We start from the raw sequence: 12587 nt of genomic DNA, 5'->3' as shown, positions 1-12587 counted from the left end.
GCCGTGGCCGGGGTTTGGGTTTGGCAAAGGATCCGCAACAGGAGGCTCTTGGTATGTTCGGACATGTGGGTCGCCGCAGGGGCCGGCCCCTGAACCAGGGAGAACAACATGAGCAAGCGGATCGGTGTGGGGGTCATCAGCCTCGGGTGGATGGGCAGGCTGCACGCCCGCAGCTACCGCGCCCTGGCGGAGCGCTACCGGGGCCTGGGGGTCGAGGTGCGTCTCGTCGCCGCCTGCGACCCCGTGGAGGAGGCCCGCGACGAGGCCGTCACTGCCCTCGGCTTCGAACGGGCCTACGCCGACTACCACGAGCTGCTCGCCGACCCCGAGGTCGACGTCGTGAGCATCTGCTCCCCGAACTTCCTCCACCACGAGATCGCCCTGGCCGCCGTCGCCGCCGGGAAACCGTTCTGGATCGAGAAACCCATGGGGGTCTCGGCGGCGCAGTCGCGCCAAATCGCCGAGGCCGCCGAGGCCGCCGGGCTGATCACCGCGGTTGGCTTCAACTACCGCCACACGCCCGCCATCGAACGCGCCCGGCAGCTCATCCGCGACGGCCGGATCGGGCGCGTCACCAACGTGCGCTGCTGGCTGATCGCCGACTACGGGTCGTCGCCCGACGGGCCGCTGACCTGGCGCCACAGCCGCGACAAGGGTGGCTCTGGTGTCATCGGCGACCTCCTCAGCCACGGCGCCGACCTGGTGCAGTACCTCGCCGGGCGCATCGAATCCGTGACCGCGACGTCGGCGCAGTTCATCTCCGAACGCCCCATCCCCACCAAGGCCGGCATCGGGCACTCCGGCTGGGAGGTCTCCGACGAACTCGGCCCCGTCGAGAACGAGGACTGGGTGGCGGTGCTGGCGCGCCTCGAGGGCGGGGCGGTCGCGACCATGGAGGCCAGCCGGGTGGCGGTGGGGCCGCGCGCCGAGTACGTCGTCGAGGTCTACGGGACCAACGGGTCGCTTCGGTGGAACTTCGAGCACCTCAACGACCTCCTAGTCTGCGCGGGCCGCGACCAGGAGTTCCAGGGCTACACGCGCGTGATGGCCGGACCCGACTTCCCGTCGTTCAGCATCTTCCAGCCCGGGGCGGGCACGTCCATGGGCTTCGACGACATGAAGACCGTCGAGGCGGCGCAGTTCATCGAGTCGGTGCTGACCGGCGAGCAGCTCGCCCCGTCCGTGGCCGACGGCTGGGCGGCCGCCGAGATCGACGAGGCCGCCGTCGCCTCGGCCGCCGACGGCCGCTGGCACGACGTCCCGGAGGTGACGGGTCGCACCACCTGGGGTTCGTGAGGGTCGGCCCGCCCGTGCGGCGGCCGGTCGCCCCGCGAGTCGCTGGTCCTGTCGCCGAGTGCTGGCCTTCCCTCCGGGAACGCCAGCCCTGTCGTCGTCCGCCAGCGCTACAGCGCAGGCGTTCGCCCGCAGGGCTGGCGTTTCGGTTCGGGCGGGGCGGGGCTCGTGGGGCGGGCGGTGTGGACAGGTGTGCATCTCGCGCGTTCAGAGCGAACAAAACACCAATTTGTCTAGACATTTCGTGGTGACGGGCGTAGCATCTTTCGAACCCCTGCCGGGAAGTAGCGAAGGAGCTGTGATCCCCATGACCCCGACCATCCCCGAGACGATGAGAGCCGCCGTCCTGCGAGACGTCGCCGACGGCATGAAGGTGGAAACCATCCGCACCCCGCGGCCCAGGAACGGCGAGGTACTGGTCAAGGTCTCCGCCTGCGGAATGTGTCACTCCGACCTGCACGTCATCAGCGGGGCCATCGCCTTCCCCACCCCCTGCGTCCTGGGCCACGAGGTGGCGGGCGAGGTGGTGGAGATCGGGCCCCACAACGAACACGCCGGGCTCTCCGTCGGCGACCGGGTGGCCGGGGGATTCCTGATGCCCTGCGGGCAGTGCGAATCCTGCGCCGCCGGCCGCGACGACCTGTGCGAGCCGTTCTTCTCCCTCAACCGGCTCAAGGGCCGCCTCTACGACGACACCACCCGCCTGTTCGACCTCGACGGCAACCCCATCTGGATGTACTCGATGGGCGGACTGGCCGAGTACTGCGTCATCCCCTCGACCTCCGTCGCGAAGCTGCCCGGCGACGTCGACCCCGTCGCCGGGGCGATCCTGGGTTGCGCGGCCATGACCGCCTACGGCGCGGTGCGGCGCGGCGCCGACCTGCGCTACGGCGAGACCGTCGCGGTGGTCGCCACCGGCGGCGTCGGGTCGAACGTGATCCAGATCGCCAAGGCCTTCGGGGCCCGCCGGATCATCGCGATCGACGTCGCCGACGACAAACTGGAGGCGGCCGTCGAACTGGGCGCCACCGACACGGTGAACTCGGCGAGGGTGGACGCCCGCGAGGCCGTGATGGGGCTGACGGGAGGCCGGGGCGTCGACGTCGCCTTCGAGGTGCTGGGGCGGCCGCAGACCTGGCTCACCGCGCTCGACGTGCTGCGCGACGGCGGCCGGATGGTGCCGATCGGGCTGGGCGCCGGGGTGCAGAAGGCGGAGGTGGAGATCAACCGCACGGTGCGCAGGTCGCAGTCGATCATCGGTTCCTACGGGGCCAGGACCCGCCGCGACCTGCCCGAGGTGGTGCGGATGGCCGCCGCCGGTGTCATCAACTACCGGCACATCGTCAGCCGCCGCTACGGCCTCGACGAGGTCGCCGCCGGGTACCAGCAGCTCCACGACGGCCAGATCACCGGCAGGGCGGTGGTCGACATGTCGCTGTGACGGGTGGTCGCGTGGATTCCGGGTGATCCGCGGCTCAGTGCAGCAGGTACAGCGACGAGACGATGGTCAGCGCGATGATGATGCGCGTGAACCACGTCTCGTCGATGCGGCGGATCACCACGCGACCCAACCAGGTTCCCAGCAGTACGACGGGCGCCAGGACCAGCAGCGGCACCAGCATCTCGCCGCCCAGCAGCCCGAGGCCGAGCGAGAACGGCAGCTTCGCCACGTTGATGAGGAAGAAGAACCACGCCTGGGTGCCGAGGAAACGGATCATGTCGAAACGGGCCGCCAGGAAGTACAGCGTCATGACGGGGCCGCCGGCGTTGGCGGCCATCGTCGTGAAACCCCCGAGGGCGCCGTAACCGATCCGCGCCGGCGCGCCCTGCGCGGCGTCGCCGAGGCCGCGCCGCATGCTCCACAGGGTCAGGGCCGTCAACGCCAGCAGGATGACGCCGATGGTGCGCCGCATGGTGGTGTTGTCGGCCCAGGCCAGGAACGTCGCCCCCAGCACCAGCCCGGCGATCACGGGGGGCGCCAGGCGCAGCAGGGTCCTGAAGTCGGCGTCCCGGCGGTAGACCCAGATCGCGACCAGGTCGCCGGTCATGAGCATCACCAGCAGCACCGCCGTCGACTCGCGGGCGGGCAGCACGGCGGCGAACATCGCGGCGACGAAGGTCGCGAGCCCGGGAAGCGCGGTCTTCGCCACCCCGACCAGCAGCGCCCCGGTAACCAGCACACCCCAGGTCAGCGCCGTCAACTCGATCACCGGGCCAGCTTAGGACACCCCCGCGCGGCGGTGGTCGGCGGCCGAACCCGGTTCCGCTGCACTCAACCCGGTTCGGACCGCTCCGGGCGCGATGTGGGGAGCTGAGTGCTGCGCAACCGGGTGTTCCGGGGATGGCCCGGTCCCCGGTCGCAGGGTTTGGGGCAATTCAGACCCGGACCACCCGGAGCCCATCGGGGAGGGAGGCCAGGTGGTCCTCCGGGGTGTCCCGGTCGAGGATGGCCACGTCGTAGTCGGTCAGCGGCGCCACCCGGTGGAGGGCCCGGCGCTCGAACTTGCTGTGGTCGGCGTAGAGCACCCGCAGCGACGACGAGTCCAGCATGGCGCGCTTCACCTCCGCCGCCTCTGCCGTGGGGTGGTAGACGGCGCCGTCGGTGATGGCCGACGCCGACATGAACACCGCGTCGGCCCGCATCCGCCGGATGGCGTGGACGGTCATGGGTCCGAACAGGGCATCCGCCCAGGCCAGGTACTCGCCGCCGGTCATCAACAGCCGGATGCCGGGGTGTTCCTCCAGTTCGCGGGCGATGGGCTGGTAGTTGGTGATCACCGTCAGCGGCGTGCGGCGCGGTAGTAGCCGTACCAGGGGCAGGCCCGTCGACGAGTCGTCGAGCATGATCGCCGACCCCGTCTCGACGAAATCGAGGGCGGCCTCACCGAGCCGTCGCTTGACGTCGACGTCCCGGCCCATCCGGTGGCGCGACGAGGCCTCCTGGAGGTTCGAGGCGGCGGCCGTGACCACCCCCTTGACCCGCCGCAACAGCCCCAGGTGTTCCAGCTCCCCGAGGTCGCGGTAGACGGTCATGGTGGACACCGACGCGAAGCGGGCGATCTCCTCGACGGTGCGGCTCCCGGCCTCGCTGACGAACTCCTGGATGGCGCGCTGTCGCTGCCGCTGGCCGGCGGCGCTGCCGCGTCCTCGGCGCGTGGTTGCCATGATGCCCCTCCCTCGCATCAGGGTATCGCAGGAAGCGTGGGAAACCATGCCCCAAGCCACGTATTTTGTGATATTCTCCACGCATCATTGGTTGTGAATCACACAAAGGGGTTTTGATGAGCACCATCACGATTCTCGGCGCAGGGGCAATGGGATCGGCCATCGCCACTCCACTGGTCGACGCCGGACACCGGGTCCGGCTGTGGGGCACCCACCTGGACGACCACCTCGTCGCCGCCGTGCGGGCCGGCGAGCCGCACCCCCGCACCGGGGTGGTGGTGCCGCCCGAGGTCACCCCTCACCCCTCCTCCGACATCGACGTCGCGCTGGCCGGCGCCGACGTCGTCGTGCTGGCCGTCTCCTCCCCCGGGGTGGTGGACATCACCCGGCTGGCGGCGCCCTTCCTAACAGGGGTACGCGCCATCTGGCTCACCTCCAAGGGATTCGCGCCCGACGCGGAGGGCCGCGTCCAGCTGCTGCCCCAGATGATGGAGGAGGTGCTCACCCAGGAGGCGGTCCCCGCCCCGCCGGTCGTCGCGATAGGCGGCCCCTGCACGGCCAACGAGGTGGCCTCCCGCCACCCCACCGCCCCGATCTTCGCCGCCGCCGAGTCCCCCGAACGCTGGGCCCGGATGGCCACCACCCGCCAGTACCGGGTCGCCCACAGCACCGACCGCGACGGCGTCGAGCTATGCGCGGCCCTCAAGAACGTCTACGCCATCGCCCTCGGAGTCGCGGACGGGATGGGCGAGCTGGGTGACCAGCCCTTCCACGACCTCAAGGCCGCCGCCTTCGCCCGGGCCCTGGCGGAACTGCGGCTGCTCCTCGACGCCGAGGGGGCCGACCCGTGGACCGCCCTCGGGCTGGCGGGCGCGGGCGACCTGGAGGTCACCGGGCTGTCCGGGCGCAACAAGGTCTACGGGATGCGGATCGGCGGCGGCGAACGGGCCGACGAGGCCCTCGCCGCGATGACCGCCGCCGAGCAGACAGTGGAGGGCGTGCCCGCCGTCGAGTTCGCCCTGCGATTCGTCCAGCAGCGCCACCCGCGGCTGATCGACGACCTCCCGCTGCTGGTGGCGGTGCACGCCGTCGTGCACCAGGGGCGGACCACCGACGAGATCAGGGAAGCCGCGCTCTCCCTCTGAGACCCAATACCCAGGCAGGTGCCACATGTCCGATTCCCCCGTCATACTCGCCCTCGACTCCTCCACCACCGCGACCAAGGCCATCGCCTTCGACCTGGACGGGTGCGCCGTCGCCCAGGCCCGCCGCGAATATCCCCGCAACACCCCCAGGCCCGGCTGGCAGGAGCAGGACGCCGGGGACTGGTGGCGGGCCACGTCCGAGGCCATCCGGGAGGTCACCGGGAAACTGGAGGGCAGCGGGCGGGAGATCCTGTCGCTGTGCATGACCCACCAGCGGGAGTCCTTCGTCCTGCTCGACGAGAACGACGCCCCGATCCGGCCCGCCGTGCTGTGGCTGGACACCCGTGCCGGCGACCAGATCGCGCGGTTCGGCAGCGACCAGGTGCACGCGCTGTCCGGGAAACCCCCGTCCACGACCCCCAGCCTCTACAAGCTGATCTGGCTGGCCGAACACGAACCGGATGCGATGCGCGCGGCCCGGCGGGTCGTGGAGGTGCACGCCTACCTCACCCACGAACTGACCGGGCAGTGGGTGACCAGCTGGGCCACCGCCGACCCGATGGCGGTGCTCGACATGAACTCCTTCGGGTACTCCGAGGAGCTGCTGGCCCTGGCCGGCCTCGGCCTCGACCGGATGGCCGCGCTGCGGCCGCCCGGCAGCGTCATGGCCACCGTCACCGACGAGGTGGCCGACTCGCTGGGCCTGCCGCGCGACCTGCCCGTCGTCGCGGGCGCGGGGGACGGGCAGTCCGCCGGGCTGGGCGCCAACGTCACCACGGCGTCGCGGGCCTACCTGAGCCTCGGCACCTCCATGACGATGGGAATCCACTCGGAGCAGTACCTGTACTCGCGGGCCTTCCGCACCCTGTCGAGCCCCATCGCGGGCAGCTACACCCTGGAGGCGCTGCTCAGCTCCGGCGGGCTGTGCATCGCGTGGTTCCGGGACCGGCTCTCGGGGATGGACCCCGCCGACGGGCCGATCGAGCCGCGCCTGGAGGAGCTCGCCGCAGGGGTCCCCGCCGGTGCGCGCGGGGTGCAGTTCCTGCCCTACCTGACCAGCGCGGAAACCCCCTACTGGGACGCGAACGCGCGCGGGGCCTTCGTCGGTTTCTCCGACACCCACGGCGTCCCGGAGCTGTACCGGGCGCTGCTGGAGGGCCTGGCCCTGGAGGAACGGGTGTCGCTGAAACGGGTGGAGAAGGCGACGGGAACGCCGGTGGAGCGCCTCGTGGTGATGGGCGGCGCCACGAAGTCGTCGCTGTTCAACCAGATCCTCGCCGACGCACTGCAACGCCCCATCGACGTGTGCGCCGAGACGGAGACCACCTGCCTCGGGGCCGCGATCCTGGGGGCGGCCGCCGTCGGGGCGGGCGGGGTCACGGACGTGAAGGAGACGGCGGCGAGGATGAGCCGGGTATCGCACACCGTCGCTCCGCAACCCCACCTGAAGAAGCTCTACAAGAAGGCCGCGAAGGCCCACGCGGCCCTGTACCCGGCGCTGCGCAAGGTGTTCCCCGTCATCGCGGAACTGCGCGAAAAAGCGAGCTGAACGCCCGGTCGCTCAGGAAACGCCACTCGGGATGTCGGTGTGCGTGAAATCGTTGCCCTTGAAGAGCAACGGTTCGCCCGTCACCTTGGCGGCCGCGTAGCTGAAGCAGTCGCCGAAGTTGAGTTTCGCCGGCGAGCCCGAACCGCGGCAGAACCGCTCGTGGGCCCGGATGGCCTCGTGCAGGTGCTCGGCATTGATGTCGAGCACCTCGATGCCAGTTCTGGCGATGAACTTCTCGGCAAGCCCCGGGCGCTCTCTGAACACGATCGCGAGTTCCAGCACAGAAGCAGCCGACATCCTGATGTTGTCCGTTGCGGTGAGAATTCTCTTGAAGGTCTCCGCCTCGGGCTCCTCATTGAGGATTGCGACACCTACAGATGTGTCGACTATCACTTCGGTAGTCCATTCTCGTCGTAGATGTCGTCGTCGGTCAGGAAAAGATGCCGGTACGGTGCAGCTTCGGCCTGGAGCTCCTCGATGGCGGCCAGCCGGTCGAGTCGTCGTTGTTCCTTCTCGGTGAGCTGCTGCTCGACCGCGTCCCGGACCACCTCCGTGGCCGTGACTCCGCGTTGCTTCGCGAGATGGTCGACCATGGCCCGTACGCGGGGATCGTCGATGATGAGGCTCGTCATGAAGCAAGTTTAAGAGGTCGCCAACGTGTGGGAGCTGGCGAGCAGGGAGCGGGTCAGGTCGGGTTGAAGGTGGCGACCGGCTGGTTCGTGAAGCGGGAGTAGTGGCCCTGGAAGAGGGCGTCGATCTTGTCGAGCTGGCCGTTGCGGTGCTTGAGGATGTGGAAGGCGGCCTGGCCGCGTTCCTCGTCGGTGGGGTTCTGGGTGTAGAGCTCGGGGCGGTGCAGCATGATCACGATGTCGGCGTCCTGTTCGAGGGACCCGGATTCGCGCAGGTCGGCGAGCTGCGGCACCCCGTCCTTGCGCTGCTCGGCGTTGCGGCTGAGCTGCGACAACGCGATCACCGGCACTTCGAGCTCCTTGGCGAGGAGCTTGATCTGGCGCGAGAACTCCGAGACCTCCAGCTGCCGGGATTCCACCTTCTTCCCCGAGGTCATCAGCTGGATGTAGTCGATGCAGATCAGCTGGAGGTTGTTGCGCTGCTTGAGGCGACGGGCCTTGGCGCGGATCTCCATCATCGTCAGGTTGGGGGAGTCGTCGATGAACAGCGGTTTCCCGGAGAGGGTGACGGAGCGGTCGGTGATGCGCTGCCAGTCGTTCTCGTCCATGCGGCCGCCGCGGATCTTCTGCAGCGGCACCGAGGCCTCCGCGCTCAGGATCTTCATCACGATCTCGGTGCGGCTCATCTCCAGGGAGAAGAAGACCGTGGCTAGGTCGTTGTGGATGGCGGCGGCGCGGCAGACGTCGAGGGCGAAGGTGGACTTCCCCACGCCGGGACGTGCGGCGACGATGACCATCTGGCCGGGGTGGAGGCCGTTGGTGAGGGTGTCGAGCTCGGTGAAACCGGTGGGCACCCCGGACAGGGCGTCACCGGAGTTCGCGATGGCCTCCATCTCGTCGAAGGTGGGTTCCATGAGTTCGTTGAGCGACTTGTAGTCCTCGCTGGCCCTGGAGCCCGTCACCTCGAACAGCGTCTGCTGGGCCTCGTCGACGATCTTGTCCACGTCGCCCTGCCCCTGGTAGCCGAGCTGCGAGATCCGGATCGACGCGGTGACGAGGCGTCGCAGGATGGCCTTCTCGCGCACGATCTCCGCGTAGTAGGAGGCGTTGGCGGCGATGGAAATGGATGCGAGGAGGTCGTGGAGGTAGATGGCCCCGCCGACGCGCTGGAGGTCGCCACCGCGGCCGAGTTCGGCGGCAACGGTGATGGGGTCGGCGGGCTCCCCGCGGCCGTAGAGGCTGATGATCGACTCGAAGATGGTTTCGTGCCTGGGCTGGTAGAAGTCGCTGCCGCGCAGCACCTCGACCACGTCGGAAATGGCGTCCTTGCTCATCAACATGGCCCCGAGAACGCTCTTCTCGGCCTGCGGATCCTGCGGGGGAGCATGCCCCACCGGCTCCTCGGCGTATTGCTCCGACATGCATCCCCTTTCCGACCCCCGCCGACGCACACACGGCAGGGCTAATCAATGTAACCCGACGGACTCCTGGTCCGCCGGCTCTCCCGCCCCGAGACCGCCCGACCTGTGGAAAACTCTGTGGACAGCTGTGGAAGACCGGTGGGGAAGCGACGACAACGCTGGCCGGAACCGGGGGAAAACCATCCGGAATTGTTATAAAACCGTTATCTTTGTGGATGGGGGTCGCCCTCCGGTGGGGTTTCCGCGCGTTTCGCCTGCCTTGCCGTCGTGTGCTTGCGCTGTAGCGCTGGCGTTTGCCCGCAAGGCAGGCGTTCCCGCCGGGAGGGCAGGCGTTCGGCGGGAAGGCAAGCGGGCCGGGGGCGGGTGAGCGCTTGAACCGGCTACCCCTGGGGGGTATAGTCCCCGGTGTGGAGAACGGGCACGACGGCTGCCGGGCGCAGCACGGATACACCGCCGACAAGCAGGCCTACCTGCGGCGGCTCCGGTTGATCGAGGGGCAGGCCCGCGGGATCGCCCGCATGGTGGAGCAGGACGAGTACTGCATCGACATCATGACCCAGATCTCCGCCGTTACCAGCGCCCTCAAGGCGGTGTCCATGGCCCTGCTCAAGGACCACCTCGAACACTGCGTGGCGGCCGCCGTGCGTGAGGGCGGGGACGCCGCCCAGGAGAAGTTCGACGAGGCCATGACCGCCATCTCCAGGCTGGCCCGCTGAGCGTGGAACCCCCTCCGGCAAGGGCCGGAGAAAAATGTCAGACCCCCGGAGCACACTGGGGACCGGAAAGGAAACAACCATGAAGACCGACTACGCCGTCGCCGGGATGACCTGCGGACACTGCGCCGCCCACGTCACCGAGGAGATCCAGACGATCAAGGGCGTCACGGGCGTCGACGTCGACTGGGAATCGGGCCGGATGGTCATCGAATCCGACGAGAAGATCCCCTTCGACGCGGTCACCGCGGCCGTCGCCGAGGCCGGCGACTACACCGTCACCGAGGCCTGAGACGCGGCGACGAACCGAACAGGACGAGCAGGAGGTGAACAGCAGATGACCAGCACTGGAGTCACGCAGCGGGGCCCGTCCGGGGCCGCCAGGAACTCGGTGGCGATCTCCCTCGACCTGACGGGCATGACCTGCGCCTCCTGCGCCAACCGCATCGAGAAGAAACTCAACAAGGTCGACGGGGTGCAGGCCACCGTCAACTACGCCACCGAGAAGGCCAGGGTGCAGGCCCCGAAGGGCACCACCGCCCAGGACCTGATCGCGGTGGTGGAGGCCGCAGGCTACGGGGCCCGCGAGACCACCGTCGAACCCCGGGAGGAACGTGCCGACGTGCTCCTGCCGCGGGTGCAGCTGGCCTTCGCGCTGGCGGTCCCCGTGATCGCGGTCTCGATGGTGCCCGCCCTGCAGTTCCCCGGCTGGCAGTGGCTGGCGCTGCTGCTGACCACCATCGTCGTGTTCTGGTGCGGACGCAGCTTCCACAGGGCCGCGCTCGCCAACGTCCGGCACGGCGCCACCACCATGGACACCCTGGTCAGCCTCGGCACCTCGGTGGCGTGGCTGTGGTCGGTGGTGGCCATGTTCCTCGGGCACGCCGGTGCCATCGGCATGACCCACGAGTTCACGCTGACCCTCGGCCACGCCGACCCGATGGGCAGCGTCTACTTCGAGGCCGCCGCGGGCGTGGTCGCCTTCCTGCTGCTGGGCCGCTGGATCGAGGCCCGCTCCAAGCGGGAGGCCGGATCGGCGGTGCGGGCGCTGCTGGAGGTCGGGGCGAAGGAGGCGACGATCCTGCGCGACGGCGCCGAGGTCGCGATCCCCGCGGGTGAACTGTCGCTCAACGACCTCATCGTGGTGCGGCCCGGCGAGAAGGTGGCCGCCGACGGGGTGGTGGTTGAGGGCAGCTCCGCCGTCGACGCCGCCATCATCACGGGCGAGTCGCTGCCCGTCGAGGTCGAACCGGGCTCGGCGGTGGTGGGCGGCTCCGTCAACACCACGGGCCGCCTGGTGGTCAAGGCCACTGCGGTCGGGTCGGCCACCCAGGTGGCGCAGATCGCGCGGCTCGTCGAGGAGGCTCAGACCGGCAAGGCCCGGGCCCAGCGCCTGGCCGACCGGATCACGGAGTTCTTCGTGCCCGCCGTGCTGGTGCTGTCCATGCTCACCTTCGTGGTGCAGCTGCTCGTCGGCGCCGGCCCCACCTTCGCGCTCACCGCCGGCATGGCGGTGCTCATCATCGCCTGCCCGTGTGCGCTCGGGCTCGCCACCCCCTCGGCGCTGCTGGTGGGCACCGGTCGCGGCGCCGAGTTGGGCGTGATCATCCGCGGCGCCCAGGCCCTGGAGAAGGCCCGGTCCGTGCAGGCGGTGGTGCTGGACAAGACCGGCACGCTCACCACGGGGAGGATGTCGGTGCTGGAGGTCGCACCCGCCGACGGCGTCGACGAGGCCGAGCTGCTGGCCGTCGCCGCTGCCGTGGAGGCCGGCTCCGAGCATCCCATCGCCCGCGCCGTCGTGGAGCGCGCCGGGGACGCGCCCGCGGCGGAACGTTTCGAGGCCCTGCCCGGCATCGGGGTGCGGGCCCTGCTCGACGGGGTGCCCGTGGCGGTCGGATCCCGCCGGCTGCTGGCCGAGCAGGGGATCGAGGCCCCGGGCGAGGCCAGCCGGCTCGGCAGCGAGGTGTTCGTCATCCGCGACGGCGCGCTGCTGGGGCGGATCGTGGTCGGCGACCAGCTCAAACCCGGGGCCGCCGAGGCCGTGGCCGGGCTGAGGAACCTGGGATTGCGACCGGTGCTGCTGACCGGCGACTCGTGGGCCGTGGCCCGGGATGTGGCCTCCCAGGTGGGCATCGAGGACGTGCACGCCGAGGTCCTGCCGCAGGGCAAGGCCGAGGTGATCACCGGGCTGCAGGCCGACGGGATGCGGGTGGCGATGGTCGGCGACGGGGTGAACGACGCCGCGGCACTGGTCATCTCCGATCTCGGCATCGCCATGGGCGCCGGCACCGACGCGGCCATGGCCGCCAGCGACCTCACCCTGATGCGCGACGACCTGATGGGCGTGGTGGACGCCATCCGGCTCTCCCGCGCCACGGAACGCACCATCCGCGGCAACCTGCTGTGGGCCTTCTTCTACAACGTCGCGGCCATCCCGGTGGCGGCCCTCGGGTTGCTGACCCCGATGATCGCGGGCGCGGCCATGGCCTGCTCCAGCGTGTTCGTGGTGCTGAACTCTCTCAGGTTGCGTAACTTCCGTTACCCATTCCCCGTGGTTCCCCATTTCGCCTCCACCCTCCCGGTCAGAGGTCGTGGAACCCGTGGTCACACGAGGGTTCACGCCCCGGGGTGCGGAAGCTGACGAGGACTCTTTCCCGGTTGGGAGGGGTGAG

The 12587-nt window shown here is 69.8% G+C and carries 11 protein-coding genes and 1 pseudogene; 7 read left to right on the top strand and 5 right to left on the bottom strand.

Features of this window, described 5'->3' with window-relative positions:
- The first annotated feature begins 108 nt into the window (after positions 1 to 108).
- Together E0E39_RS13610 and E0E39_RS13605 are read left to right on the top strand one after the other, a co-directional pair.
- A complete protein-coding gene (locus tag E0E39_RS13610) occupies positions 109 to 1296 on the top strand; it encodes a Gfo/Idh/MocA family protein (RefSeq protein WP_130875234.1) in 1188 nt (395 codons plus the stop codon).
- Between the two features lie 304 nt (positions 1297 to 1600).
- Positions 1601 to 2734: a zinc-binding dehydrogenase gene (locus E0E39_RS13605; protein WP_207302509.1), complete on the top strand. Its 1134-nt coding sequence runs from the start codon at positions 1601 to 1603 to the stop codon at positions 2732 to 2734.
- A 34-nt stretch (positions 2735 to 2768) separates the two neighbouring features.
- On the opposite strand, the gene E0E39_RS13600 is transcribed toward E0E39_RS13605, so the two are convergent.
- On the bottom strand, positions 2769 to 3503 hold the full coding sequence (locus E0E39_RS13600) for a sulfite exporter TauE/SafE family protein (RefSeq protein ID WP_130875233.1): 735 nt from the start codon (positions 3501 to 3503) through the stop codon (positions 2769 to 2771).
- Between the two features lie 166 nt (positions 3504 to 3669).
- Complete coding sequence (locus E0E39_RS13595; RefSeq protein ID WP_165444805.1) at positions 3670 to 4458, bottom strand: DeoR/GlpR family DNA-binding transcription regulator; 789 nt, start codon at positions 4456 to 4458, stop codon at positions 3670 to 3672.
- A gap of 116 nt (positions 4459 to 4574) precedes the next feature.
- Here E0E39_RS13595 and E0E39_RS13590 point away from each other — a divergent pair, with 116 nt between their 5' ends.
- Positions 4575 to 5603, top strand: a complete 1029-nt coding sequence (locus tag E0E39_RS13590; RefSeq protein WP_130875231.1) for an NAD(P)H-dependent glycerol-3-phosphate dehydrogenase — start codon at positions 4575 to 4577, stop codon at positions 5601 to 5603.
- Between the two features lie 25 nt (positions 5604 to 5628).
- Positions 5629 to 7152 carry a xylulokinase gene (locus tag E0E39_RS13585; RefSeq protein ID WP_130875230.1) on the top strand — a complete coding sequence of 508 codons (1524 nt, stop codon included), beginning with the start codon at positions 5629 to 5631 and terminating at the stop codon, positions 7150 to 7152.
- Between the two features lie 12 nt (positions 7153 to 7164).
- Here E0E39_RS13585 and E0E39_RS13580 read toward each other — a convergent pair whose 3' ends face one another.
- Genes E0E39_RS13580 through dnaB form a run of 3 tightly spaced genes read right to left on the bottom strand, consistent with a single transcriptional unit; the run spans position 7165 to position 9202 of the window.
- Positions 7165 to 7545, bottom strand: coding sequence for a type II toxin-antitoxin system VapC family toxin (locus E0E39_RS13580; RefSeq protein WP_130875229.1), 381 nt, complete (start codon positions 7543 to 7545; stop codon positions 7165 to 7167).
- The gene (locus E0E39_RS13575; RefSeq protein ID WP_130875228.1) at positions 7542 to 7784 is read right to left on the bottom strand and encodes a type II toxin-antitoxin system VapB family antitoxin; all 243 of its coding nucleotides are present in this window, start codon (positions 7782 to 7784) and stop codon (positions 7542 to 7544) included. The genes E0E39_RS13580 and E0E39_RS13575 overlap by 4 nt, the downstream gene beginning before the upstream one ends.
- Positions 7785 to 7837: 53 nt before the next feature.
- On the bottom strand, positions 7838 to 9202 hold the full coding sequence (gene dnaB / locus E0E39_RS13570; RefSeq protein ID WP_130875227.1) for a replicative DNA helicase: 1365 nt from the start codon (positions 9200 to 9202) through the stop codon (positions 7838 to 7840).
- Positions 9203 to 9609: 407 nt separating this feature from the next.
- Here dnaB and E0E39_RS13565 point away from each other — a divergent pair, with 407 nt between their 5' ends.
- From E0E39_RS13565 to E0E39_RS13555, 3 genes and pseudogenes are all read left to right on the top strand, one after another.
- Positions 9610 to 9918 carry a metal-sensitive transcriptional regulator gene (locus E0E39_RS13565; RefSeq protein WP_130875226.1) on the top strand — a complete coding sequence of 103 codons (309 nt, stop codon included), beginning with the start codon at positions 9610 to 9612 and terminating at the stop codon, positions 9916 to 9918.
- Positions 9919 to 9997: 79 nt separating this feature from the next.
- Positions 9998 to 10207 carry a heavy-metal-associated domain-containing protein gene (locus E0E39_RS13560; RefSeq protein ID WP_130875225.1) on the top strand — a complete coding sequence of 70 codons (210 nt, stop codon included), beginning with the start codon at positions 9998 to 10000 and terminating at the stop codon, positions 10205 to 10207.
- Positions 10208 to 10252: 45 nt separating this feature from the next.
- Positions 10253 to 12442 (top strand): annotated as a pseudogene (locus E0E39_RS13555) (heavy metal translocating P-type ATPase); the annotation flags it as partial.
- Positions 12443 to 12587: the final 145 nt, after the last annotated feature.

The sequence above is a fragment of the [Pseudopropionibacterium] massiliense genome (assembly GCF_900607225.1).
Lineage (GTDB): Bacteria > Actinomycetota > Actinomycetes > Propionibacteriales > Propionibacteriaceae > Arachnia > Arachnia massiliensis.
The sequence above is the reverse complement of the archived record's forward strand: the minus strand, read 5'-3'. Positions and strand labels throughout refer to the sequence as shown.